Below are 26,681 nucleotides of genomic sequence, written 5' to 3'. Positions count from 1 at the left end.
GTTGTTGAGCTAATCGCTCCAATCGCAATGGACGAAGGTCTACGTTTTGCGATTCGCGAAGGCGGTCGTACAGTAGGTGCTGGTGTTGTTGCTAAGATCTTCGACTAATTCTACGGAATTGCTGAAGACGTCTGAAAAATCTTTCAATAAGATTTGACGAACCAGTATCAAAAAGGGCATCATTTGATGCCCTTTTTCTGCACTAAATAAAATGTTTGCTAATTTGTTACGCAATGCAGATATTTAAGCAGGATTTTTTGCCTAAGATGTTGCTTCTTTGGCAATCAAAGAGTACATCAGCTAATTTTAGTTGATGTTTCATGGATTTACCCTGCAACAGCGGGGTTGTTGTCGTCTATATTAAGACTTAGACAGGTTGGTTTTATGAAAGCAAATAATGCTGAAACTCCTGATAGCTCAAACAGCGTAGATATCATTAAGTGGATTATCACTTTTTCTCTGCTAGCTGCCGCTGTTGTGGGTAATTACCTGTATGGTGAAGAATCTGTAGTGATACGCGCCGCAGGTGTCGTTGTATTAATCGCTGCTGCACTGGGTGTGTCAGCGACAACAACAAAAGGTAAAACAGCAATTGAGTTTGCAAAAGATTCGCGTATGGAAGTACGTAAAGTCGTTTGGCCTACGCGCCAAGAAACGATGCAAACTGCTTTTATTGTTTTAGCCGTAAGTATTGTAATGGCTCTGATACTTTGGGGTATCGACGGTATTATGGTTCGTCTTGTCAACTTTGTGACTGGGGTATAGAGGTTTTTTATTCATGAGTGAAGCTCCTAAAAAACGCTGGTATGTGGTTCAAGCCTTCTCTGGATTTGAAGGTCGTGTCGCCCAATCTCTTCGTGAGCATATCAAAATGCACAGCATGGAAGAGCTGTTTGGTGAAGTTCTTGTCCCTACTGAAGAAGTAGTGGAAATGCGTGCAGGTCAGCGTCGTAAGTCTGAGCGTAAGTTCTTTCCGGGTTACGTCCTAGTACAGATGATCATGGATGATGAATCATGGCACCTAGTACGCAGTGTACCGCGTGTCATGGGCTTCATTGGTGGGACTTCTGATCGCCCAGCCCCGATTACGGACAAAGAAGCCGATGCGATCCTTAATCGCCTCGAGAAAGCAAGCGAGTCTCCTCGCCCACGCACTATGTACGAAGCGGGTGAAGTGGTTCGTGTGACGGATGGTCCATTTGCTGATTTCAATGGCACCGTTGAAGAAGTCGACTATGATAAGAGCCGTGTTAAAGTCTCTGTCTCGATCTTCGGTCGCGCAACACCTGTAGAACTTGAATTTGGCCAAGTTGAAAAACTTGATTAAAAAAGCACCTTATAGGGTTGTTTAAGGCGCGAATTATGACTATAATCTCGCGCCTTTTTACTTTATTTGAAGTGAAAAGTATTTACGTAAACGGGGAGCTGATCAAAAGATTAGCGCTAGTACCCAAAATTAGGAAAAATCATGGCTAAGAAAGTTGAAGCTTATATCAAGCTACAAGTTGCTGCTGGTATGGCAAACCCAAGTCCACCGGTAGGTCCTGCACTAGGTCAACACGGTGTGAATATCATGGAATTCTGTAAAGCGTTTAACGCAAAAACAGAATCTATGGAGAAAGGTCTACCAACTCCAGTTGTTATTACAGTATACAACGACCGCTCTTTCACGTTCGAAACTAAGACTCCACCTGCAGCTGTTCTTTTGAAGAAAGCGGCTGGCGTTAAGTCTGGTTCTGGCCGTCCAAACACTGAGAAAGTGGGTACGGTAACTGACGCTCAAATCCAAGAAATCGCAGAAACTAAAGCTGCTGATATGACTGGTGCTGACATCGAAGCAATGAAGCGTTCAATCGCTGGTACTGCTCGTTCAATGGGCCTAGTGGTAGAGGGTTAATAAGATGGCTAAACTAACTAAGCGCATGCGCGTAATCCGCGAAAAAGTTGATGTAACTAAAGAATACGAAATCAACGAAGCTGTAGCTCTTCTTCAAGAACTAGCAACGGCTAAATTCGTTGAGTCTGTCGACGTTGCTGTTAACCTTGGTATCGATGCTCGTAAATCTGACCAGAACGTACGTGGTGCAACTGTACTACCTCACGGTACTGGCCGCGAAATCCGCGTTGCAGTGTTCACTCAAGGTGCAAACGCTGAAGCAGCTAAAGAAGCTGGCGCAGACATCGTTGGTATGGAAGATCTTGCTGAGCAAGTGAAGAAAGGCGAAATGAACTTTGACGTAGTTGTTGCTTCTCCAGATGCAATGCGCGTTGTAGGTCAACTAGGTACTATCCTAGGTCCTCGCGGTCTAATGCCAAACCCTAAAGTTGGTACTGTAACGCCTAACGTTGCTGAAGCGGTTAAGAACGCTAAAGCAGGTCAGGTTCGTTACCGTAACGACAAGAACGGCATCATCCACACGACTATCGGTAAAGCAAACTTCTCTGCTGAGCAGATCAAAGAGAACCTAGAAGCACTTCTAGTGGCTCTGAAGAAAGCTAAGCCGTCTTCTGCTAAAGGTACATTCCTGCAGAAGGTAAGCATCTCTACAACTATGGGTGCTGGTGTTGCTGTTGAGCAGGGTAGCTTGAATACTCTAGCTTAATTAATTTGCTTAGGCGTAAAATTAATGTATAATTTTGCGCCTAATATTTGTGGTTGGGGCTGAACTTTGGTTCATTAAATTCTTTCTGAATTTACTGTGAATTATGACCCAGTCTCCGTCCAAGACCGTAGGTGTTTTTTCAATAAAACTTAATTGTCCTACGTAGATGGTGCCCGAACTGACAGAAAGCTCTATGTAAATAGTTACCTTTCTTCTGGGAAGCACCTCAATAACTCTCACTGTTGTGATAATAGTGAGTGGTGTAACGACAACCAGGAGTAAATCCAAGATGGCTTTAAACCTTCAAGACAAAAAAGCAATTGTTGCTGAAGTCAACGAAGCTGCCAGTGGTGCACTTTCTGCAGTTGTAGCTGATTCTCGTGGCGTTGAAGTGGGCGCGATGACTTCTCTACGTAAACAAGCTCGTGAAGCGGGTGTTTATGTACGAGTGGTTCGTAACACACTAATACGTCGTGCGGTTGAAGGTACAGATTACGAGTGTCTAACCGATACTTTCTCTGGTCCTACTCTAATCGCATTCTCTAATGAGCACCCTGGTGCCGCAGCGCGTCTTTTTAAAGACTTCGCTAAAGAGAATTCAAACTTCGAGATCAAAGCTGCTGCATTTGAAGGTGCGCTAGCTGACGCTGAAGTACTAGCGACACTACCAACTTACGACGAAGCGATTGCACGCCTAATGATGTGCATGAAAGAAGCTTCTGCTGGCAAGTTGGCACGTACTATCGCTGCTATCCGCGATCAAAAAGAAGCTGCGGCATAAGCCTTGCTTTTTACTGGTTGCTTATTAAACTTATTGTTGATTTTAAAAGAGAATTGTTATGTCTATTACTAACGAGCAAATCCTAGACGCAGTTGCAGAAATGTCTGTAATGCAAGTTGTTGAACTAATCGAAGCAATGGAAGAGAAATTCGGTGTTTCTGCTGCAGCTGCAGTTGTAGCTGGCGGCGCAGCTGGCGGCGAAGCTGCTGCTGAGCAAACTGAATTTGATGTAATCCTTGATTCTGTTGGCGGTAACAAAGTTGCTGTAATCAAAGCTGTTCGTGGCGCAACTGGCCTAGGTCTTAAAGAAGCGAAAGCTCTAGTAGACGGCGCTCCTACTGCTCTTAAAGAAGCAGTAGAGAAAGACGAAGCTGAAGCACTTAAAGCTCAGCTAGAAGAAGCAGGTGCAAGTGTTACTGTTAAGTAATTATTGCATAGTTTCTTAGCCTAACGGCTAATGGCTGGTGGTTTTTTAACCACCGGCCTTTTTGCGCTGTAGGGCACAGGTGATTTTCCGCTGTTTAGTCATCTGCGCTCAAGCAAAAAAACATTTCATTACAGCTTATTGAAATGTCACTACTGTTAAACAGTTGTTTAGTCACTGTCTCATAACTATCCGGGACAGTTTGGGTCACTTATCAGCGAGCTGAGGAACCCCATGGTTTACTCTTATACCGAGAAAAAGCGCATCCGTAAGGACTTTGGTACTCGTCCACAAGTTTTGGACATTCCATACCTGCTATCGATCCAGCTCGATTCGTTCGAAAAATTTATCGAACAGGATCCTGAGGGGCAATACGGTCTTGAGGCTGCTTTCCGTTCTGTATTTCCAATTCAGAGCTACAACGGCAATTCAGAGCTGCAATACGTTAGCTATCGTCTTGGCGAGCCAGTTTTTGATGTTAAAGAATGTCAAATTCGCGGCGTAACTTATTCAAAGCCACTTCGCGTAAAGTTGCGTTTGGTTGTCTTTGATAAAGACGCGCCAGCAGGCACTGTAAAAGACATTAAAGAACAAGAAGTCTACATGGGTGAAATTCCGCTCATGACTGACAATGGTACCTTCGTTATCAATGGTACCGAGAGGGTTATCGTATCCCAGTTGCATAGAAGCCCAGGTGTGTTCTTCGACAGCGATAAGGGTAAAACCCACTCATCAGGTAAAGTTCTTTATAACGCACGTATCATTCCTTACCGTGGTTCATGGCTCGATTTTGAGTTTGATCCTAAGGATAACTTATACGTTCGTATTGATCGCCGTCGTAAGCTTCCAGCATCTATTATTCTGCGCGCATTAGGTAAGACGACGGATGAGATTCTGGACACCTTCTTTGAGAAGGTAAACTTCGAAGTAAAAGATCAGACTTTACTCATGGAGTTGGTTCCTGATCGTCTGCGTGGTGAAACTGCGTCATTCGATATCGAAGCAAACGGTAAGTCCTATGTTGAGACAGGTCGTCGTGTTACTGCTCGCCATATCCGTCAGCTGGAAAAAGATGGCGTAGAGCATATCGAAGTACCTGTTGAGTACATCGTAGGCAAAGTGGCTGCACAAGATTATGTCAATGAAGCGACGGGCGAGATTATCGTCGGAGCTAACCAAGAAATCAGTCTTGAAGCACTGGCTAACCTGTCTCAGGCTGGTCACAAAGCACTAGAAGTTCTCTTTACGAATGATCTAGACCATGGCCCGTTCATGTCAGACACACTACGTATCGACAGTACTGTTGATCGTATCTCTGCATTGGTAGAAATCTACCGCATGATGCGTCCTGGTGAGCCACCAACAAAAGAAGCAGCTGAAGCGCTATTCGACAGCCTATTCTTCTCAGAAGAGCGTTATGATTTATCGACCGTTGGTCGTATGAAGTTTAACAGCTCTATTGAACGTGAAGATGCGTTAGAGCAAGGCACACTTGATGAGCACGATATCATTGAAGTGATGAAAAAGCTTATCGCTATTCGTAACGGCATTGGCGAAGTGGATGATATCGACCACCTTGGTAACCGTCGTATTCGAAGTGTTGGTGAAATGGCTGAAAACCAGTTCCGTGTTGGTCTGGTTCGTGTTGAACGTGCGGTTAAAGAGCGCTTGAGTCTTGGTGATCTTGACGCAATCATGCCTCAGGACCTCATCAATGCTAAGCCTATCTCAGCGGCAGTGAAAGAATTCTTTGGTTCTTCACAGCTTTCACAGTTTATGGACCAAAACAACCCATTATCAGAAGTGACACACAAACGTCGTATTTCTGCTTTGGGTCCAGGTGGTTTGACTCGTGAACGTGCTGGTTTTGAAGTTCGAGATGTACACGTGACTCACTACGGTCGTTTGTGTCCTATCGAAACGCCAGAAGGTCCAAACATCGGTTTGATTAACTCACTTTCTGCATTCGCTCGCTGCAATGGTTACGGTTTCTTAGAAACGCCTTACCGCCGCGTTGTTGATGGTGTGGTTACCGATGAAGTTGATTACCTTTCTGCTATCCAAGAAGGTCAGTTTGTTATTGCTCAGGCAAACACTGTACTTACTGAAGCGGGGACATTCTCAGAAGAGCTCATCACTGCACGCCAGAAAGGTGAATCGGGTTTACACCCACGCGAACATGTTGATTACATGGACGTTGCAACAAACCAAGTTGTCTCTATCGCGGCCTCGCTTATTCCGTTCCTAGAACACGATGATGCGAACCGTGCCTTGATGGGTGCAAACATGCAACGTCAGGCGGTTCCAACGCTAAGAGCTGACAAGCCATTAGTTGGTACGGGTATTGAGCGCAATATTGCGGTTGATTCTGGTGTTACAGCGGTGGCGAAACGAGGTGGTCTAGTTCAGTCTGTCGATGCTTCTCGTATCGTGGTGAAAGTTAACGAAGACGAGTTGATTCCAGGTGAAGCTGGTATCGATATCTACAACTTAACCAAATACACTCGTTCGAACCAAAACACGTGTATCAACCAGCGTCCATGTGTAATGCCAGGTGAACCCGTCGCGCGTGGTGACGTTCTTGCTGATGGTCCTTCAACAGACCTTGGTGAGCTAGCACTTGGTCAGAACATGCGTATCGCATTCATGCCTTGGAACGGTTACAACTTCGAAGACTCGATCTTAGTCTCTGAGCGCGTAGTTCAAGAAGATCGTTTCACAACGATCCACATTCAAGAGCTGTCTTGTGTGGCGCGTGATACTAAGCTTGGTGCTGAAGAAATCACAGCTGATATTCCAAACGTAGGTGAATCTGCTCTGTCTAAACTAGACGAGTCAGGGATCGTTTACATCGGTGCGGAAGTGAAAGGCGGTGACATCCTTGTAGGTAAAGTAACGCCTAAAGGTGAAACTCAGCTAACACCTGAAGAGAAGCTACTACGAGCCATCTTCGGTGAGAAAGCGTCGGACGTTAAAGATACGTCTCTACGTGTACCAAACTCAGTGTCCGGTACGATCATCGACGTTCAAGTATTTACTCGTGACGGTGTTGAAAAAGACAAGCGTGCACTTGAAATCGAACAGATGCAGCTTAAAGAAGCCAAGAAAGACCTAACTGAAGAGTTCCAAATTCTTGAGGGTGGCCTTCTTAACCGTGTTAAAGCTGTGCTTATCGACGGTGGTTACACTGAAGCTAGACTGGATACAATTGATCGTAAGAAGTGGCTAGAGCTAACGCTTGAAGATGATGCTCAGCAGACTCAGCTGGAACAGCTAGCAGAGCAGTACGACGAGCTACGTGCTGACTTCGATAAGAAGTTTGAGACTAAGCGTCGTAAGATCACACAAGGTGATGATCTAGCCCCTGGCGTACTGAAGATCGTTAAGGTTTACCTAGCGGTTAAACGTCGTATCCAGCCTGGTGATAAGATGGCGGGTCGTCACGGTAACAAGGGTGTAATCTCTAAGATCAACCCTGTTGAAGACATGCCTTATGACGAGAAAGGTCAGCCGGTTGACATCGTACTGAACCCACTGGGTGTACCTTCGCGTATGAACATCGGTCAGATCCTAGAAGTACACTTAGGTCTGGCAGCGAAAGGCATCGGTGACAAGATCAACCAGATGGTCAAAGAGCAACAAGAGCTTGCTCGATTCCGTGATTTCTTGCAGAAAGTTTACGATCTTGGTGATACTCGTCAAGAAGTAGACATCGCCTCTCTATCTGATGGTGAAGTGCGTACATTGATCAATAACTTACGTGGCGGTCTTCCGATTGCAACGCCGGTATTTGACGGTGCAAATGAATCATCAATCAAAGAGCTTTTGAAACTCGGTGATCTACCAGAATCTGGTCAGCTAAGACTGTTTGATGGTCGAACTGGTGATGTATTTGAACGCCCAGTGACAGTTGGTTACATGTACATGCTAAAACTGAACCACCTTGTTGACGATAAGATGCACGCTCGTTCAACCGGTTCGTACAGCTTGGTAACTCAACAACCATTGGGTGGTAAAGCTCAGTTTGGTGGTCAGCGTTTCGGTGAGATGGAAGTATGGGCACTAGAAGCCTACGGCGCAGCTTACACGTTACAAGAAATGCTTACCGTTAAATCGGATGATGTTAACGGCCGTACCAAGATGTATAAAAACATCGTGGATGGTAACCATAGTATGGAACCTGGTATGCCAGAATCGTTCAACGTACTGTTGAAAGAGATTCGCTCGCTGGGTATCAACATCGAGCTAGAAGACGAAGAGTAATCCTTTCTTTTAAATAGAAAAGCGATTATTTGGTAGAAGGTGCTCACTTTTGCGGGTGAGCTCCTTTTAACTCCTTACAGGAGCTGATTGTGAAAGACTTATTAAACTTTCTAAAAGCGCAGCATAAGACCGAAGAATTTGATGCAATCAAAATAGGTCTATCTTCACCTGATATGATCCGTTCATGGTCTTTCGGTGAAGTTAAAAAACCTGAAACGATCAACTATCGAACGTTCAAACCTGAGCGTGATGGTCTGTTCTGTGCGCGTATCTTTGGTCCAGTAAAAGACTACGAATGTCTTTGTGGCAAATACAAGCGCCTAAAACACCGTGGTGTGATCTGTGAGAAGTGTGGCGTTGAAGTCACACAAACTAAAGTTCGTCGTGACCGTATGGGCCACATCGAACTAGCATCACCAGTTGCTCACATCTGGTTCCTAAAATCGCTGCCGTCTCGTATCGGTCTACTGATGGATATCCCTTTACGTGATATCGAGCGTGTTCTTTACTTCGAAATGTACGTAGTAACAGAACCAGGTATGACTGATCTAGAAAAGTCTCAGATGCTCACAGAAGAAGAGTATTTGGATCGCCTAGAAGAGTGGGGTGATGAATTCACGGCTAAGATGGGTGCAGAAGCGATTAAAGACCTACTTGCGTCTATGGATCTGCCTGCTGAAATCGAAGAAATGCGTGAAGAGCTTCAGTCTACTAATTCAGAGACTAAGCGTAAGAAGATCACTAAGCGTCTGAAGCTAGTTGAAGCGTTTGTTCAATCGGGTAACAACCCTGAGTGGATGATCCTAACTGTGCTTCCGGTACTTCCGCCAGATCTACGTCCGCTAGTACCACTAGATGGCGGTCGCTTCGCGACGTCTGATCTGAACGACCTTTACCGTCGCGTAATCAACCGTAACAACCGTTTGAAGCGTCTTCTAGAACTAGCGGCTCCGGACATCATCGTACGTAACGAAAAGCGTATGTTGCAAGAGTCTGTTGATGCCCTTCTAGATAACGGTCGTCGTGGTCGTGCGATTACCGGCTCTAACAAGCGTCCTCTGAAATCTCTTGCTGATATGATCAAGGGTAAACAAGGTCGTTTCCGTCAGAACCTTCTTGGTAAGCGTGTCGATTACTCTGGTCGTTCTGTAATCACAGTAGGTCCATATCTTCGTCTGCACCAGTGTGGTCTTCCTAAGAAGATGGCACTTGAGCTATTCAAACCATTCATCTACAGCAAGCTTGAAACTCGTGGCCTAGCGACGACAATCAAAGCCGCTAAGAAGATGGTAGAGCGTGAAGAAGCGGTAGTTTGGGATATTCTAGATGAAGTCATCCGTGAACACCCAGTACTGTTGAACCGTGCACCGACACTTCACCGTCTAGGTATTCAAGCATTCGAACCCGTACTGATCGAAGGTAAAGCGATTCAGCTACACCCACTTGTGTGTGCGGCGTACAACGCGGACTTCGATGGTGACCAAATGGCGGTTCACGTGCCTCTAACTCTGGAAGCACAGCTTGAAGCGCGTACTCTGATGATGTCGACAAACAACATTCTGTCGCCAGCTTCAGGTGATCCGATCATCGTACCTTCTCAGGACGTTGTATTGGGTCTCTATTACATGACGCGTGACAAGATTAACGTCAAAGGCGAAGGTATGTACCTTGCCAGCTCAGCTGAGGCTGAAAAGGCGTACCGTACGAAGACTGCGGAGCTGCACGCTCGCGTCAAAGTTCGTATTACTGAGACGGTTGTTGATGAAGATGGCAACAGCACGACAGAGACCAAGATGGTAGATACCACGATTGGTCGTGCCATGCTTTGGCAAATCGTACCTTCAGGTCTTCCGTACAGCATTGTTAACCAAAAGCTAGGTAAGAAACAAATCTCTCACCTACTTAACGAGGCTTACCGTAAGCTAGGCTTGAAAGACACCGTCATCTTCGCTGACCAAATCATGTACACAGGTTTCGCTTACGCGGCACTTTCTGGTGTATCTGTTGGTATCGACGATATGGTTGTTCCAGCGGCTAAGTATACTGAGATCGAAGAAGCGGAAGCAGAAGTTCGCGAAATTCAAGAACAGTACCAATCTGGTCTTGTAACTGCGGGTGAACGCTACAACAAAGTGATCGATATTTGGGCATCGACCAACGATCGCGTAGCGAAAGCGATGATGGAAAACCTTTCATCGGAAACGGTCATAAACCGTGATGGTGAAGAAGAGCAACAAGAGTCATTTAACAGCATCTACATGATGGCTGACTCGGGCGCTCGTGGTTCTGCTGCTCAGATTCGTCAGCTAGCGGGTATGCGTGGTCTGATGGCGCGTCCAGACGGATCAATCATCGAAACGCCGATCACAGCGAACTTTAAAGAAGGTCTAAACGTCCTTCAGTACTTTATCTCAACGCACGGTGCTCGTAAGGGTCTTGCGGATACGGCACTGAAAACAGCGAACTCGGGTTACCTAACTCGTCGTCTCGTAGACGTTGCTCAAGACGTTGTAGTGCACGAGCATGACTGTGGCACACACGAAGGTGTTGACATGATGCCGCACATCGAAGGTGGTGACGTTAAAGTTGCACTTTCTGAGCTTGCTCTAGGTCGTGTTGTTGCTGAAGATGTACTTAAACCAGGGACCGACGAAGTTCTGATTCCACGTAATACTCTAATTGATGAGAAGTGGTGTCAAATCATGGAAGACAACTCTGTAGATAGCATGAAAGTGCGCTCAGTTGTTACCTGTGATGCAGACTTCGGTTGTTGTGCACAGTGTTACGGTCGTGACCTAGCACGTGGTCACCTAGTGAACCAAGGTGAAGCAGTCGGCGTTATCGCTGCCCAGTCTATCGGTGAGCCGGGTACACAGCTTACGATGCGTACGTTCCACATCGGTGGTGCAGCCTCTACTGCAGCAGCAGAAAACAGCATCCAAGCGAAGACAACAGGTACGGTTAAGCTTCACAACGCTAAGTTCGTTATCAACAAAGATAAGAAGTTGGTGATCACCTCTCGTGCATCAGAACTTACGATCATTGATGAGTTCGGTCGTACGAAAGAGAAGCACAAGCTGCCTTACGGCTCTCTGTTGAGCAAAGGCGACAACGATGCAGTTCAAGCTGGTGACACAGTGGCTAACTGGGAAGCGCATACCATGCCAATCATCACTGAAGTGGCAGGTCGTATCCAGTTTGTAGACATGATCGATGGTGTAACGGTTTCTCGTCAAACAGATGATCTAACTGGCCTTTCTTCAAGTGAAGTCACTGAAGCTGCAGCTCGACCTGCGGCGGGTAAAGATATGCGCCCAGCGATCAAGCTTGTCGACGAGTTAGGTAAAGACGTTATGATTCCTGGCACAGATATGCCAGCGCATTACTTCTTACCGGGTAAAGCGATCGTTAACATCGAAGATGGTGCAGCAGTAGGTGTGGGTGATACTCTCTCTCGTATTCCTCAGAAGTCTGGCGGTAACAAAGATATTACCGGTGGTCTTCCACGCGTTGCTGACCTATTCGAAGCTCGTAAGCCAAAAGAGCCAGCTATTCTTGCTGAGCACACAGGTACAGTGAGCTTTGGTAAAGAAACGAAAGGTAAACGTCGTTTAGTTATCACTCGTGACGGCGGTGACGCTTACGAAGAGATGATTCCTAAGCATCGTCAGCTTAACGTATTCGAAGGCGAGAAAGTAGAACGTGGCGACGTGATCGCAGACGGTCCAGAGTCTCCGCATGACATTCTACGTCTACGTGGTATCCACGCTGTGACTCAATACATCGCGAACGAAGTTCAAGAAGTATACCGTCTACAGGGCGTTAAGATTAACGATAAGCACATTGAGACTATTGTTCGTCAAATGCTTCGTAAGTGTACGATTACTTACGCAGGGGATTCTGAATTCCTAGCAGGTGAGCAAGTTGAGTATGCTAACGTTAAGATCGCTAACCGTGAACTGGAAGCAGAAGGTAAGGAGCCAGCGCGCTTCGAACGCGAACTTCTAGGTATTACCAAAGCATCTTTGGCTACAGAATCGTTTATTTCTGCAGCGTCGTTCCAAGAAACCACTCGCGTTCTAACAGAAGCAGCGGTATCGGGTAAACGTGATGAGCTTCGTGGTCTAAAAGAAAACGTAATTGTTGGTCGTCTAATCCCAGCAGGTACAGGTTTCGCTTACCACCAGGATCGTCAGGCAAAACGTGTTCAAGAGCAAGAAGGTCCATCGGCTGAACAAGCGACAGACAACCTTGCCGCTCTGCTTAACGCTGGTTTTTCTTCAGAAGACTAGGCTTAAGCGAGCAGTCATTGATTGCTAAAGTATATAAAAGGCACCTTCGGGTGCCTTTTTTGCGTTTTAAAGACAGTAGATAGGTTTATCGCGGCAAAAAAAAGCTGACGCGATAACGTCAGCCTTTATAAATCATCTCTTTTAGGCGCCTGGTGGGACGGCTAAACTATCAGCAATCAATTGTATCAGTTGATCTTCAACTTCAAATCGGGCCTCTATGATTTCACCAATTAAGGATAAATCACTGTCAAAAGTTTGTAGGTCGTCGTCTTTGACAACATCCGCATATTTGTCAGTGAAATTCAGCAAGGGATCCGTATTGAGTACAATATGAGCATAGGTCTTGTTAATTTCCTCGGTTGCCTCAAAACCCGTGGATCGCCATTTATTCATCACCATATCGTAGATCTTGAAATGGCCTTCAGAAATATAGTCTACCAAGTGTTGGCAAAATACCTGAAGTTCGTTAGGTGTAGGGAGTGAAGAAAGTGATGTTTTTGCAGACTTGGGCTGTAAAGCCGCCAGTTTGCAATATTCAACAATAAGCTCTTGTCTGGTCTCTAGCCAATGGTCGATAACTTCGCTTGAGCCACCCCATTGTTGTTGCGTTTGTTTGAATTTATTTAGCATGACCATGCCCTCATGATCGGATCACAACTCCGGTGATCATTACGCCTTGCAATGCAAAGCCAATTAGAGATACAACCTCTTGTCCTTACGAGAATTTATAATGACAAAATTGTTTGATTACAAACTCTGGTATGAAATTAGATTGCCAGTAAAATGAATCAACTGCAAGCCAAGAGGAAGGATAATGTTAGAGAACAGTGACCGAAGCCATACAAGCGCTGCTTATTGGTGTGTTATGTCAGGGAATGAAGTGTGGTTGGTCGATCATCAGTTACCTTACGGCTTTGCTCAGCAGCTTGCGTTGCCCGAAATGAATGCGATAAAGATAGGGAACTATCAAAACATGCCCGTGATGTGGTTGAATGCAGGTGAGATCGACATGGTGCTACCGATGACATCCTTGCGTGATTGCTTGGATTTTCCCGACAGTTTGTTTTTGCTGATCAGTAAGGCTGCACAGTATAGCCATATGGCTTTGACGCTACGCTTTTGTCCAATATGTGGTGGTCGAAATCACCTTAATCAAACTCAAATCGCGATGCAGTGTGGAGACTGTCGCACACTTCATTATCCTCGTATATTCCCGTGTATTATTGTCGCTGTGCGGAAAGATAAACAACTTTTGCTTGCCCAGCACCCGAGGCATAGAGAGGGCATGTATACCGTGATTGCTGGATTTGTTGAAGTTGGTGAAACACTAGAACAGTGTGTCGCAAGGGAAGTGCGAGAAGAGACAGGGATTGAAATCACGAATATTCGATATTTTGCCAGTCAGCCTTGGGCATTCCCTTCTAATTTAATGATGGGATTTTTAGCTGATTATAAGAGCGGAGAGCTAACACCAGATTACCGTGAGTTGAGTGATGCACAATGGTTCTCAGTAAAAACAATGCCAACCGTTGCGCCAAAAGGGACGATTGCCCGTGCTTTAATCGACCATACGGTTCAAGAGATGGGGTAAAAAAACCCTCCGAGAGGGAGGGGGTAAGTAAGATGTCTTGATGAGCGTTGGGTGTCGAGCACTCAACTTATAATTGTAATGTTTGCTAGTGGCCGACGTTGTAGCACTCTTATTATTTGGTTGCAAATTAAGCGCTGATTTAATCGTTAATAAATTGATCTAGATTGCAAAGCTAACCGCTCTTGATAGCAAAACAGTGGTAGTATATGGCCCCCAATATGAAGCCGGATAGTTGGAAAAACGGAATGACTGAACTAAAAAATGATCGCTACCTGCGTGCGCTTTTAAAACAGCCTGTGGATTACACGCCAGTTTGGATGATGCGTCAGGCAGGTCGCTACCTTCCTGAGTATAAAGCAACTCGAGCAGAGGCGGGCGATTTCATGTCTTTGTGTAAAAATGCTGAGCTGGCATCGGAAGTGACACTCCAGCCACTTCGCCGTTTCCCTCTTGATGCTGCGATCCTATTCTCTGACATTTTGACTATCCCTGATGCGATGGGACTAGAGCTTCGTTTTGCTGCCGGAGAAGGTCCTGTTTTTGATAAGCCAATTACATGTAGAGCCGATGTAGATAAAATTGGTTTACCAGACCCAGAAGGTGAGCTGCAATATGTGATGAACGCTGTACGTCAGATTCGTAAGGATTTGCAAGGTGAGGTACCTCTCATCGGTTTCTCTGGAAGCCCATGGACGTTAGCGACTTATATGGTTGAAGGAAGTGGTTCAAAAGCCTTCACTAAGATCAAGAAGATGATGTATGCAGAACCACAAACGCTGCACTTACTTCTAGACAAGCTTGCCGATAGTGTTATCGAATACCTGAACGCACAAATTAAAGCGGGTGCTCAATCAGTCATGGTATTTGATACATGGGGTGGTGTACTGACGCCTCGTGATTACAACTTATTCTCATTGCAGTACATGCACAAAATCGTTGATGGCCTAATCCGTGAAAACGAAGGGCGTCGTGTTCCGGTGACTTTGTTCACTAAGAACGGTGGCATGTGGCTTGAGTCTATCGCAGCAACAGGTTGTGATGCTGTTGGTCTAGACTGGACGATCAACATCGCAGACGCGAAAGCTCGTATTGGTGATAAAGTCGCGTTGCAGGGGAATATGGATCCCTCGATGTTATATGCTTCTCCTGAGAGGATTCGTGAAGAAGTTGCGACGATTCTTGAAGGATTCGGTGATACCGGTACGGGCCACGTATTTAATCTTGGCCATGGCATTCATCTGGATGTGCCTCCAGAGAATGCGGGTGTGTTCGTTGAAGCCGTACACGAGTTATCCAAGCTGTACCACAAATAACTAAGAAACACGTGAAAGCGTCTGGTCTAATCAGACGCTTTTTTGTTATTGGTTAAGATACTCAGTATACTGATAAAATTAATGGGAAAGGTACGAAAAACGAATGAAAACACGTGACAAAATAGTGCTGGCGGCATTGGACCTTTTTAACCAACATGGTGAACGTAACATTACCACTAACCATATCGCGGCTCATATCGACATAAGCCCAGGAAATCTGTACTACCACTTTAGCAACAAGCAAGAAATTGTCAGAGAAATCTTTGCCCTGTATTCTAATGAATTACTTGAACGTTTCACTCCCATTCATGGTCAGCAAGAAAGCCTCGTTTTGCTTAAACATTATTTGGATTCTATTTTCAATCTTATGTGGAAATATCGGTTTTTCTATGCAAACTTACCGGAAATCTTACAGCGAGATGAGCAATTACATGACGACTATATTCAGGTTCAGGAAAAGCTTCAAACCAACCTTGTCAACATAATGCGTGCTTTCGTTGACTTAGAGTTGTTGGAAGTTGAAGAGCATGAGATGAAAGCACTGGTCACCACGTTACATTTAATCGCCTCGAGCTGGTTAGGCTATCGTTCCGCCATGTCGCCAAAAACGCAGATCACGAAACAGGTTATTCATCAGGGTATGTTACAAATGATTGCTGTCGTGAAGCCAAAAGCCACCTCTCAGGGTCTAGATCAGCTTCAGTTATTGGAAGATGGCGTTAAAGCTATTCATGCTTAGTCATAACGAAATGAGATTGTCTGCCTTAGGTTAACCTCCTAAAATATCGAGAGATATGAATGAGGTAATGTATGCACTATGACGTTTTTAACGGTGATGCTGATGGCATCATTTCTCTTCTTCAATTACGCCTTTATGAACCTAAGACATCAACTCTTGTTACGGGTATCAAGCGCAACATCAAGCTGTTGGAGCCATTGGAATGCCAATTGGGCGATTCCTTTACGGTTTTAGATATCTCAATGGAGTCGAATCGATTAGCTCTGATGCGACTTCTTCCACTCGCGAGTCATGTTTTTTACGCTGATCACCACATCTCTGGTGAGATCCCTCAACAGGATAACTTGGATGCTCATCTTGATTTTGATCCCGACACTTGTACCGCATTAATTATTGATAAGTGGTTAGGAGGACGGTATCACTCCTGGGCCATCGCTGCGGCATATGGTGATAATCTGATCGCGAAAGCGAATGAACTTGCGGAACACGCCCAACTGACGTCAGTGCAACAAGATCAACTTCAAGAATTGGGGACACTCATTAACTACAATGGCTACGGAGCCAAACTCACGGATTTACATTTCGACCCAGCAGATTTGTTTGTGAAGCTCTTGGCCTATGAGGATCCTTTTGCTGTTATTGCCGATCAAGATTCTCCTTACCATGCTCTAAAGTTGGCCTACCAGCACGATATGGAGAAGGCATTAGCGATAAAACCGCGGCAGTGTAGTGAGTCATTGCGCTTATTTGAGTTACCAAATGAGGCTTATTCTCGACGAATCATTGGTGCGTATGGGAACTTATTGGCTAACCAAACCCCGAATCGGGCACATGCTGTGTTGACGGAGAATGATGAGGTGAGTTATAGCGTCTCATTGCGAGCCCCCCTTAATAATAAACAGGGCGCTGGAGCCATCTGCGCTCAATTTTCTACCGGTGGTGGGCGAGCTGGTGCAGCCGGAATTAACAGACTACCCAAGAAACAATTGGCAGAGTTTGTACTCGCAGTAGAGAGCTACTACGCCATACGGGGGTAATTTGTTTATCGGGTCAACCACGATTTTGGGTTTTGGGTTTTACTATTCCGACGAATTTCAAAATACAAAGAAGCCTGAGGTTGACCTCCTGTATCGCCAGCAAGCGCTATAGTTTCGCCGGAGGATACTTTATCCCCTTCTTTTTTTAATAGACTTTGATTGAATCCATACAGTGTCATATCGCCTTTGCCATGATCCAACAGCACGACTAACCCGTAGCCACGCAGGTAGTCAGAAAATACGACTGTACCGGAATAGACGGCCTTTACCGCTTGCGCATAGTTGGCATCAATGACCATGCCCTTCCAAGAGATCTGTCCGGTTTGGCGTGTCCCATAACGGTGGAGTATTTTGCCTTTTATTGGCCATGGTAATCGGCCTTTTTGTCGAGCTAAGCCATCCATAGGCGCAGTATTTCTTTTCGCGGCCTTGGCTATTTCCGCTTTTAGGCGAGTTTCGTTACGCTGAAGTTCCGACAAATAGACTTTGTCATTGGAAATACTTTTACGAATCGTTGATACCGTGCCCTTGCGTTTGGACTGAGTTTTGGACAGTTGATTGCGTTGGTTCGTCTGTTGCTTTAACAAAGAGGTAATTTGTTGCTTTTCAAGCTTAAGCTGTTCGCGGTCGTTTTCGAGTTCCTCCGCTATGTTTTCTAGCTCACTAATGGTTGACGATCTTTCTTTAGCAAGATGTTGAAAGTACTGACTAATACGATCTTGTTCAACGTCCTGATTTAGAATGTTAATAGAGGACTTGGTTTGTTGTGTGACATAGTAGGTTTGGATCAGTTCGGCGAGTCTGCTGCTGTGGTGTTTTTTTTGATTTTGAAGAGAGGTTATTTTTTTTTCTAGGGAGGCGATGCTGGTATTCGTTTTATTGAGCGCCTTTTTCGTTTCCTTTATCTCTGTTTCAAGGCGAACGATCCCCAACTCTTGCTTCTTTAGAGATTGTTGTAAGGTATCAAGCTTCTTTTGTTGCGTGCCCAGCGCGTGTTTCTGACGAGATATTTCATTACTGACGCCTTTGAGCTCTGAAGGGGAAGATGACCAGCTAGGAAGAGATATCATGGAGGCAACGAGTAATAGCAATGCGGAGAACTTTGGAAAAGTATTGAGCCGTCCTTGTTGCAAAGTTGCCATAGAATTATCAGTCCTAACGTCAGAGAAAAATCCAGTATAATACCAACGCTCTCAATTATCTAATCAATCCTTGCGAGACAAAAGTGGTGCCTGATAAGTCCTGCCTTGGTCAGTGTTGGTAACAAAAAACTGGCCATGACAGCCAGTTTTTTGTGATGAGACGCCCGTTCTCTTTTCGTATTTTACTTGACTAGGACGTTACCCGTCATTTCAGTTGGGATCTCTAAACCAGATAACGCCAACATCGTTGGTGCAAGATCAGACAGTTTTCCATTTTCTTTAAATTCAATGTCTTTATGACCCACATAGATCAGAGGTACAGGCAGGCTAGTATGGGCTGTGTGGGTGCCGCCTGTTGTAGGGTCTACCATCATTTCAGCGTTACCATGGTCGGCCGTGATCAGCATTTGGCCACCCACTTGATTGATAGCTTCTACGACTTGACCAACACTCGCATCTAGGGCTTCGATGGCTTGTTCCGCAGCCTCGTAAACCCCTGTGTGGCCAACCATATCAGCGTTAGGGTAGTTACAGATTATGGTGTCATATTTGCCAGATTTGATTGCAGAGACCATTTTTTGAGTCAGCTCTTCTGAACTCATCTCAGGTTTCAGATCGTAAGTGGCGACTTTAGGTGATGCGACGAGCTGACGCTCCTCGCCGGTAAATTCATCTTCGACGCCACCATTGAAAAAGAAAGTCACGTGGGCGTATTTCTCAGTTTCAGAGATACGCAATTGAGTTTGGCCTTGTTTGGAAAGCCACTCACCATAGGTGTTCTCAAGAGACGCGGGCGGAAATGCGATAGATAGTGGGATATCGGCGGCGTATTGAGTCAACATAACAAAGTGAATATCTGGCAAAGTTACACGTTCAAATCCAGTGAAATCCGGAACGAAAGAACGAGTGATTTGGCGTGCACGATCAGCACGATAGTTCATGAAGATGACCGCATCACCATCTTTGAAAGAGGCGTCTTGTTGATCGTTAACTTTGATGACTGTTGCCTTGACAAATTCATCGTTTTCGCCGCGCTCGTAAGCGGCCTCCAAACCAGCGGTGGCCGAATCATAGCTATAGTCCGCATGAGCTTGAGTGAGCAAATCGTAAGCGGCCTGAACACGGTCCCAATTATTGTCTCGATCCATGGCAAAGTAACGGCCTACCAGAGAAGCAATACGTCCTTTACCCAATTTTTTGAAGAGGTCGTCGAAGCGTTTCAACGAAGCTTCAGCACTGCGTGGTGGTGTATCTCGGCCATCAAGGAAACAGTGCAAGTAGATCTGCTCGGCACCTCGTGCCGCGGCCATTTCAACGGCAGCATAGATGTGATCTTCGTGAGAATGGACCCCACCCGGAGACATTAGGCCCATAAGGTGAACGGCTTTCCCCTTTTCTACAGCAGAATCGATGGCCTTCGTTAGGGCCGCCGTTTGTGAAAACTCACCGTCCGCAATGGACTTTGTGATACGAGTGAGGTCTTGGTAAACCACACGCCCAGCACCAATATTGGTATGACCTACTTCTGAGTTCCCCATTTGACCATCAGGAAGGCCAACATCCAGCCCAGACGCTGAAATCAGTGTATTGGGATTGTTTTTAATCAAGCCGTCAATGACGGGAGTTTGGGCATTGGCAATGGCGTTGCTTGCAGTTTCTTCCCGGTGGCCGTAACCGTCAAGAATCACTAAAGCTAAAGGCTTCTTAACTGACATATTGATGTCCTCGTCGAATTCAAAGTAACTTTGGATACAAAATTAGCGTAATTTTACTACACTTTTAACCCGAAACTGTAGGTGAAGATCAAACATTAGGGGCAAAATATGGTTGTTATCTTTCATCACGCCTTCCTATTAGATTTTTGTCTTACTTCATTGTGCCGAATTGAGCGAAAAATAAAAATGGGTAATATCGATTATTCCGATAGGTGCTAACTGACCAAAACGCCGGTGCCCAGTACTGCGACAGCCGCACCTATCCAAGCAAAACGATTAGGGCGCCTGCCAGAGTATAGCCAGAGTATCGGTAACAACATGATTGGGGTGGTAGAGGAAAGCAGAGCAACCATGCCTACATTGCCGTCTTTAAGGGCGTATAAGATCAGCGTCATGCCGACCGCCATCGCTAAAAAACCGTTGAGGATGGAAATGGAAAAGATTTTCATGTTCATTGGTTGAGTAGCGCGCGCGAGTTTGACACCGCTTAATAAAAATAACCAATGAGCGGCGAATGCCGTCATCATCCGTATTGCCGAGGCGGCGACGGGGTCTATGGTTGTTTGCATGACGGGCTTAGCGATGATCCCGCCTAAAGCCTGACATAATGCAGCTAAGAGTCCTAGTCCTACACCGACCCAAAGGCGACCTTTTATCGATTCTAACTGGTTGTTTGACTGACCTTTTCGCCCAAAAAAAATGGCTGTAACTACGCCAGAAAATACCAATGCAGAGCCTATAAATTCTCGCGATGTCATGGTTTCGAGGAACAGGAAGTACCCCAGAATAGCTGAAAAAACCGCATGGCATGAAAACAGTAACCCTGCTTGCCTTGGCCCCAAACGATTGAGGCAAGCAAACAGCGCGGTATCGCCAATGAAAATACCAATAAAGCCGGACAGCATCATCGCGGAGATACCACTCGACTCTACGCTTGCCCAACCACCGTTAAATAGGGCCATGCTACCCAGAATGACCGAGGTTCCCCCGATACGCCAACGACTGTAGGCAAAGGTCCCCAGATGTTGTGCCGGGCTTACTGAAAGAATGCTGGCGACCGCCCATAGAAAAGCGGCAGCCAAAGCCAACCATTCAAATTCCATTATTTACTCTTGCTCAAATGAATTGGCTGACAATATGCATTAAAAGCGTATAAAAACAAAGTGCGAGAACAGAAAGTGTTCCTTTTACTGTTTGTTCTGTCTATCAATCGGGTAAAACGTTATTCGTTGGATCACTAGGTTAAAAAGAAGAAAGCAAGAGAAACAAGACCTAAGCCACTGATACCAAGAATCAGTCCAGTCTTTGCCATATCGTGGCTTTCAATATATCCCGTCGAGTAAGCCAACGAGTTAGGTGGAGTTGAAACAGGTAAAATCATGCCCAATGATGCGGAAGCCGCGAGAACCATGAGTAGGCTCTGTAGTCCGCCTGTTGCTGTCAGACTTTCCATTGAGGCCCCCATCGCGGCGGCAATCGGCATAAGTAAGTTGGCGGTGGCTGTATTCGACATAAAGTTAGCCATCAACCAGCAGAGTAATGATAATGTTGAGATAATCACCAGTGGCGACAATGAAGAGTAATCTATGGTATGTGCGAGTGCAGACGCTAAACCGGTTTTATCGAGAGCGATACCAATGGCTATGCCACCTGAGACAAGCCAAAGCACATCCCAGTTGATCAGTTTGATCTCAGCTCTACCGATGATGCCACTCAGAGTAAAAACGGCCAGTGGTATTGTCGAGACGATATAGGTGTTCATACCATGAAGTTTGGTGGTCATCCACAATAGCAGGGTGCAGGAAAAGGTAATGTAGACAACGAGAGCCTGCCAACTTCTTTGGAATTTGCCGCCTAATTTGAGCTTGATACTTTGTTGAGAAATAGGAAAGAGCTTCTGAAGCAGCAGCCAGGCAATGGTTAATTGGACAAAAACAAAAGGCAGGCCTATCAACATCCAACTGAGAAAATCGATACTGTTGTCACCTGTTAAATATTGTAAGGCAATCGCGTTAGGTGGGGTCCCAATAGGGGTGGCCATCCCCCCTGTATTTGCTGCTATCGGGATAGATAGGACTAAAGCTTTACTGCCAGTCTCGCCTTTTGGCGCAGAGGAAAGGATGGGAGCAAGCAGCGCAAGCATCATCACGGTGGTTGCTGTGTTGGACATAAACATAGAGAACACTGCGGTGATGAGCATTAAACCCAGCATGATGAACTTGGGCTGTTCGCCAAACGGTTTTAATAATACTCGTGCCAAGTTGTTATCAAGCCCATATTTAGAGGCCGCAATGGCTAACGCAAAGCCCCCCATAAATAAGATGATGATTGGCGATGAAAAGGCACTGAAAATATCGGTATACTCAATGAGATGACTAACCTTGTGGCCTGATGATGAATGGCGAAATAGGAAGAGACCTTGGTTGGAAAGCATGACCAATTCTAGTGCGATAATGAGGATTGAGGTCGCGAATACGGGCACTGGCTCCAGTATCCAAAGTAAGGCCGCAAGGAGAAAAATAGCCAGCAGGCGATGCTGAATGAGGTTCAAATTGTGAATTGGAATGAAGTCACTGGGAATCAAGAGAACACAGCTGGGAGGTATGATGCAGAGCAAAAGTTTTATGAAAGTGCCAAATTGAACTCTTCGCATAACGTCTCTATTGTTGTCCGCATTCAATGAAGCTAAAGTTTAATTTATACTTATTTTAGGGTCCTAGACGCAGTTTGGAATTTGAGAAATTCGTTTGAGTTTGTTCAACATCACTTGTCTTGAGTCAAAAAAGCCCCGAGATGTCGAGGCTTCAAAGAGATTAGGCTATAGGTTCGGTTGTGGCGATGTGGGCATATGGTGCACCCATGAGAGTGGTTTGACCATTTTGAATCGATTCATCAAATGTAATCGCATTTTGCGCAAACAGATTGATAACCGTTGACCCGAGCTTAAATCGACCCATTTCCTCCCCTTTTTCTAAGATCACGGCTTTGTCACCTTGAGCAGGGTAATCCCATTTATAAACCGTGTTACCACGAGGTGGAGTGACGGTCCCAGCCCACACCTGTTCGATACTCCCGACGATGGTGGCCCCTACTAAAACCTGAGCCATTGGGCCGAAATCGGTATCGAAGATACAGACAACACGTTCATTACGTGAAAATAGGTTAGGCACATTCTCGGCGGTAAGTGGGTTGACAGAAAATAAATCACCGGGTACGTAAATCATTTGGCGTAACGTGCCTTTGCAGGGCATGTGAACTCGGTGATAATCGCGAGGAGATAAGTACAGAGTCGCAAAATCGCCGTTGGTAAACTCTTCGGCCAGTGCTTCGTCGCCACCCAAAAGATCACGAGCCGAATAATTGTGACCTTTGGCCTGAATCAATTTACCCTCTTGAATTGGGCCAAACTGGCTTACACACGCATCAGCAGGGTGTGTGATGACAGCATCATCTTGAGATATTGGACGAGTACCTTCTTTGAGTTCACGGACGAAGAACTCGTTAAACGTTTTGTAATACTTGGGGTCAGAATGAAGTGCTTCGTCCATATTGACATTGTACTGCTTAACAAACCAGCGAATGACTGCGGTGGTCAGAGCTCCAGCTTTTGCTGACGCCAACTTGCCGACCAAACGAGTTAAACCGTGTTGAGGGATCCAATACTGCAGTCCAATTTTAATCTTATCCATTGTTATACGTTCCAATGCTATCTACATAATTGCTTACTTTAGAGCGCAAGATACTAATCAAATTTAACGACAAAGTCAGTACCCAGCATGGATGATTTCGGTCAGAGACTGTCAAAGGTCTGCTTTTTTATTGCGCGAGTACTGACGGTTGGCTTTGTTTTCTACCATGCTTTCCAAAATCCTATGGTAGTTCTCAAAACGGACCTCGCTGATGTCTCCGTCGTCAACTGCCTGACGCAGTGCGCACGCAGGATCATCTTGATGCTTGCAGTCGCGAAACTTGCAACGTCCTAAATAGGGTCGGAATTCCATAAAAGCGTGTGTGATTTGTTCCGCTTCAAGGTGCCAAAGACCAAATTCTCGTACGCCGGGTGAATCGATTAGATCGCCACCTGTTGGAATATGATACAAACGGGAAGCGGTTGTCGTATGTTGACCCAAACCTGAGTTTTCAGAGATCACGCCTTCTTCTACACCGAACTGAGGCATCATTGCATTTACTAGGCTTGATTTACCGACGCCAGATTGTCCAACAAAAATATTAATGCGATCTTTGAGCTCTGCTTCAAGCTGTTCTATGCCTTCGCCCGTCTGTTTGCTGACAAACAAGACTTTGTAGCCAATTCGTTGATACTCTTTAAGCCACTGCTTGTAAGTAGAGAGTTGGGTATCTTTTAGTAGGTCGATTTTATTCAGAACGAGTAAAGGCGCAATGTTCAAAGTCTCTGAGGCAACCAAATAACGGTCAACAATATTGAGAGAAAGTTCCGGCAACACTGACGATACGATGATCATCTGGTCGACGTTGGCCGCAACCGGTTTGAGCCCATCATAGTAATCAGGGCGAGTTAAAACGGATGTACGTGGTTCAACGGCTTCTACAACCCCATTGATCCCTTCCATAGATTCTAAGCCAGGGCGCCAAATCACTTTGTCTCCAGAAACGAGTGTTTCTATGCCTCGGCGTAGATTGCAACGTTGAATCTCCCTCGTTTCGAGATCTTCAATATCTGCATGTTGTCCAAAACGGGTAATAACCAGGCCTGTTTTACTGCCTCCTAGCATGGACTCATCCCATTGAATGGCGTCATCTTGCTTGAGTTTGCGTTTCTGGTTTTGACGAACGCGCCGCACCTGACCTTTGGTTAGCTTTTTCTTTTTAGCCACGTTTCTCTACTTAAGTTTGTTCGATTAAGGGTTGATCCCGAGGATACAGTGAGCACCTCACGCTATCTTGGGTATCGGAATTTGGGTATAGTACCTTTTTTATTAGAAAACCAATAGGCAACGATTTATGTCCTTTAGCGATCAAAATTTAATTTGGATTGATCTTGAGATGACTGGACTGGACCCAGACGCTCACAAAATTATCGAAATCGCCACTATAGTGACGGACAGTGAATTAAATATACTAGCTGAAGGACCGGTACTTGCCATCCACCAGTCTGAAGAAGAGTTGGCCAAAATGGATGAGTGGTGTACCACTACCCATACAGGAAGCGGGCTGGTTGCTCGTGTTCGTTCGAGTCAAGTGGATGAAGAAAATGCGGTTCGTCAGACGATTGATTTTTTAAAGCAGTGGTTGCCACAGGGAACTTCGCCGATTTGCGGCAATAGCGTTGGTCAGGATCGCCGCTTTCTTTACCAGTATATGCCTGAACTAGAGGCGTATTTTCATTACCGCTATATTGATGTGAGTACCTTAAAAGAGCTGACCCGTCGTTGGCGTCCTGAGGTGTTAAATGGTTTTCATAAATCCGGAAGCCATCTGGCGCTCGATGATATTCGAGAATCAATAGCAGAACTAAAATACTATCGGAAAACGATTATTTCCATCTAAGAGGCAATGAGCCAGCGTTTTCGCTGGTTTTTGCTTATAGAACCGGTATAAAAGAAAACTGAGCGACGCCTTGCACAATTTTAGTAATGCTTCGGTCAGTTTTGTCCGCCACAATCAGTGCCATCATATCTTGGAGCATGATTATCTTTGTCAGAATTCGGTCGAAGCTCATATCGTCGCCATTTTGACTGATGTCATTGGTGTACAGCATGAGTTCGCCTGTGTGATCTTTTCGGTGATATAACCTCCAAACAAAAACTTCAATGTTCCGCGCACTGTTGTAGAGCGCCTGCTCATTCAAGGAATCTAAAATGAAGAATTCTTGTTGGTGGTTATAGGAACGTCTGAGCATTTCAGCCAGCCCTGCCATTGCAGCAAACACCCGGTCGCCCCGGTATTGTTCGTCAAAACTAAGTAATATAGCGTCAATGCCTGTCTTTCCTCCCAGTTCATCAAATCTCAGAGAGGGAAGCTCGATGGTTTCTTCGGACCCAAATAACTGCTCTATACGGCTGTCAATCGTTGAGTGTGGACTTCTTGCCAATTGATTAGGGTTACGTACATAGAGTTTTCTTGTGAGCGTGATCAGTTGTTGTTTAAGCTGTCTGGCGTGAGTGTCCATGACAAAGTCAACGTCACTTTTTCCGAGATTACGTATCGGCTTGGGTAATGAACCGCAGCCACTGAGGCAAGCGATCAGAAAAAAAAGGGTCAACGTGCGCAAAGAGGGCCCCCTGTGGGCATAGAGATATAGAAGATAACAGGTCATAGGAAGATACTTATAACTTGAGGTTATATAAAAAACATTTATTATTTGCGAATGAAAAGAGTCAAAACATGGAACAAGATCGCATTTTTATTAAGTATCTTGTTGCTTAATTGTTAGTTTTCGATCTGTATTACGTTTAGATTTCAAGCGTTTTTAGTATTTTGTGTGCGGTTTTTATCCAAACACGTAAAAAAAGAATTTTTTTTGCATGAAGGACTTGCATCACAAAAAAATGCTCTTATAATTCGCACCCCTAAACGACATAAACGTTGTTGATGCGACACTAGCTCAGTTGGTAGAGCGCAACCTTGCCAAGGTTGAGGTCACGAGTTCGAACCTCGTGTGTCGCTCCAGTTTTATAGCTCTCATCGTGCTTAACGGTGAAAGTCCCCATCAAACTTTGATTGATGGCATACGGACGCGGGGTGGAGCAGTTTGGTAGCTCGTCGGGCTCATAACCCGAAGGTCGTCGGTTCAAATCCG

At 45.4% G+C, this 26,681-nt stretch carries 22 protein-coding genes and 1 tRNA gene; 15 read left to right on the top strand and 8 right to left on the bottom strand.

Annotation, left to right across the window (positions count from 1 at the left end; all coding sequences use genetic code 11):
* The 9 genes from HLM86_RS19235 to rpoC form a co-directional block, all read left to right on the top strand.
* On the top strand, positions 1 to 108 hold a 108-nt coding region (locus tag HLM86_RS19235), incomplete at its 5' end, for an EF-Tu C-terminal domain-related protein (protein WP_497017424.1).
* 276 nt (positions 109 to 384) lie between these two features.
* Positions 385 to 765: a preprotein translocase subunit SecE gene (secE, locus tag HLM86_RS19230; protein ID WP_076590596.1), complete on the top strand. Its 381-nt coding sequence runs from the start codon at positions 385 to 387 to the stop codon at positions 763 to 765.
* A 13-nt stretch (positions 766 to 778) separates the two neighbouring features.
* A complete protein-coding gene (gene nusG, locus HLM86_RS19225) occupies positions 779 to 1,327 on the top strand; it encodes a transcription termination/antitermination protein NusG (protein WP_076590597.1) in 549 nt (182 codons plus the stop codon).
* A gap of 141 nt (positions 1,328 to 1,468) precedes the next feature.
* On the top strand, positions 1,469 to 1,897 hold the full coding sequence (gene rplK / locus HLM86_RS19220) for a 50S ribosomal protein L11 (RefSeq protein ID WP_076590598.1): 429 nt from the start codon (positions 1,469 to 1,471) through the stop codon (positions 1,895 to 1,897).
* 4 nt (positions 1,898 to 1,901) lie between these two features.
* On the top strand, positions 1,902 to 2,603 hold the full coding sequence (gene rplA, locus HLM86_RS19215) for a 50S ribosomal protein L1 (protein ID WP_076590599.1): 702 nt from the start codon (positions 1,902 to 1,904) through the stop codon (positions 2,601 to 2,603).
* A 289-nt stretch (positions 2,604 to 2,892) separates the two neighbouring features.
* Positions 2,893 to 3,384, top strand: coding sequence for a 50S ribosomal protein L10 (rplJ, locus tag HLM86_RS19210; protein WP_076590600.1), 492 nt, complete (start codon positions 2,893 to 2,895; stop codon positions 3,382 to 3,384).
* Positions 3,385 to 3,442: 58 nt separating this feature from the next.
* On the top strand, positions 3,443 to 3,811 hold the full coding sequence (gene rplL / locus HLM86_RS19205) for a 50S ribosomal protein L7/L12 (protein ID WP_076590601.1): 369 nt from the start codon (positions 3,443 to 3,445) through the stop codon (positions 3,809 to 3,811).
* Positions 3,812 to 4,042: 231 nt separating this feature from the next.
* Positions 4,043 to 8,071 (top strand): DNA-directed RNA polymerase subunit beta, encoded by a 4,029-nt coding sequence (gene rpoB / locus HLM86_RS19200; RefSeq protein WP_076590602.1) that lies wholly within the window; start codon positions 4,043 to 4,045, stop codon positions 8,069 to 8,071.
* An 89-nt stretch (positions 8,072 to 8,160) separates the two neighbouring features.
* Entirely contained in the window at positions 8,161 to 12,363 is a 4,203-nt protein-coding gene (rpoC, locus tag HLM86_RS19195; RefSeq protein ID WP_076590603.1) for a DNA-directed RNA polymerase subunit beta', read from the top strand.
* 141 nt (positions 12,364 to 12,504) lie between these two features.
* On the opposite strand, the gene HLM86_RS19190 is transcribed toward rpoC, so the two are convergent.
* Positions 12,505 to 12,999 (bottom strand): Rsd/AlgQ family anti-sigma factor, encoded by a 495-nt coding sequence (locus HLM86_RS19190; protein ID WP_076590604.1) that lies wholly within the window; start codon positions 12,997 to 12,999, stop codon positions 12,505 to 12,507.
* A 178-nt stretch (positions 13,000 to 13,177) separates the two neighbouring features.
* Between HLM86_RS19190 and nudC the strand changes: the two genes are divergently transcribed.
* From nudC to HLM86_RS19170, 4 genes are all read left to right on the top strand, one after another.
* A complete protein-coding gene (nudC, locus tag HLM86_RS19185; RefSeq protein ID WP_076590605.1) occupies positions 13,178 to 13,954 on the top strand; it encodes an NAD(+) diphosphatase in 777 nt (258 codons plus the stop codon).
* A gap of 245 nt (positions 13,955 to 14,199) precedes the next feature.
* Entirely contained in the window at positions 14,200 to 15,267 is a 1,068-nt protein-coding gene (hemE, locus tag HLM86_RS19180; RefSeq protein ID WP_076590606.1) for a uroporphyrinogen decarboxylase, read from the top strand.
* Between the two features lie 103 nt (positions 15,268 to 15,370).
* On the top strand, positions 15,371 to 16,006 hold the full coding sequence (locus HLM86_RS19175; RefSeq protein ID WP_076590607.1) for a TetR/AcrR family transcriptional regulator: 636 nt from the start codon (positions 15,371 to 15,373) through the stop codon (positions 16,004 to 16,006).
* A 71-nt stretch (positions 16,007 to 16,077) separates the two neighbouring features.
* Positions 16,078 to 17,043, top strand: a complete 966-nt coding sequence (locus HLM86_RS19170) for a DHH family phosphoesterase (protein WP_170883753.1) — start codon at positions 16,078 to 16,080, stop codon at positions 17,041 to 17,043.
* 5 nt (positions 17,044 to 17,048) lie between these two features.
* Here HLM86_RS19170 and HLM86_RS19165 read toward each other — a convergent pair whose 3' ends face one another.
* The 6 genes from HLM86_RS19165 to rsgA form a co-directional block, all read right to left on the bottom strand.
* Positions 17,049 to 18,185, bottom strand: a complete 1,137-nt coding sequence (locus tag HLM86_RS19165; protein ID WP_076590609.1) for a murein hydrolase activator EnvC family protein — start codon at positions 18,183 to 18,185, stop codon at positions 17,049 to 17,051.
* A 182-nt stretch (positions 18,186 to 18,367) separates the two neighbouring features.
* Positions 18,368 to 19,900, bottom strand: a complete 1,533-nt coding sequence (gpmM, locus tag HLM86_RS19160) for a 2,3-bisphosphoglycerate-independent phosphoglycerate mutase (RefSeq protein ID WP_170883752.1) — start codon at positions 19,898 to 19,900, stop codon at positions 18,368 to 18,370.
* A 215-nt stretch (positions 19,901 to 20,115) separates the two neighbouring features.
* Entirely contained in the window at positions 20,116 to 21,003 is an 888-nt protein-coding gene (locus HLM86_RS19155; RefSeq protein ID WP_076590611.1) for a DMT family transporter, read from the bottom strand.
* A 134-nt stretch (positions 21,004 to 21,137) separates the two neighbouring features.
* Positions 21,138 to 22,553, bottom strand: coding sequence for an SLC13 family permease (locus HLM86_RS19150; protein WP_170883751.1), 1,416 nt, complete (start codon positions 22,551 to 22,553; stop codon positions 21,138 to 21,140).
* 160 nt (positions 22,554 to 22,713) lie between these two features.
* On the bottom strand, positions 22,714 to 23,589 hold the full coding sequence (gene asd, locus HLM86_RS19145; protein WP_170883750.1) for an archaetidylserine decarboxylase: 876 nt from the start codon (positions 23,587 to 23,589) through the stop codon (positions 22,714 to 22,716).
* Positions 23,590 to 23,700: 111 nt separating this feature from the next.
* Positions 23,701 to 24,756 carry a small ribosomal subunit biogenesis GTPase RsgA gene (gene rsgA / locus HLM86_RS19140; protein WP_076590614.1) on the bottom strand — a complete coding sequence of 352 codons (1,056 nt, stop codon included), beginning with the start codon at positions 24,754 to 24,756 and terminating at the stop codon, positions 23,701 to 23,703.
* A 127-nt stretch (positions 24,757 to 24,883) separates the two neighbouring features.
* Between rsgA and orn the strand changes: the two genes are divergently transcribed.
* Positions 24,884 to 25,429, top strand: coding sequence for an oligoribonuclease (gene orn / locus HLM86_RS19135; protein WP_076590615.1), 546 nt, complete (start codon positions 24,884 to 24,886; stop codon positions 25,427 to 25,429).
* A 34-nt stretch (positions 25,430 to 25,463) separates the two neighbouring features.
* On the opposite strand, the gene HLM86_RS19130 is transcribed toward orn, so the two are convergent.
* Positions 25,464 to 26,198, bottom strand: a complete 735-nt coding sequence (locus tag HLM86_RS19130) for a hypothetical protein (protein WP_390226259.1) — start codon at positions 26,196 to 26,198, stop codon at positions 25,464 to 25,466.
* Positions 26,199 to 26,475: 277 nt separating this feature from the next.
* Here HLM86_RS19130 and HLM86_RS19125 point away from each other — a divergent pair.
* Positions 26,476 to 26,551, top strand: a tRNA-Gly gene (locus HLM86_RS19125).
* Positions 26,552 to 26,681 lie beyond the last annotated feature (130 nt).

The organism is Vibrio ostreicida, assembly GCF_013074385.2.
Lineage (GTDB): Bacteria > Pseudomonadota > Gammaproteobacteria > Enterobacterales > Vibrionaceae > Vibrio > Vibrio ostreicida.
Note: the sequence above shows the minus strand (reverse complement) of the source record. Positions and strands in the feature narration are given on the sequence as shown.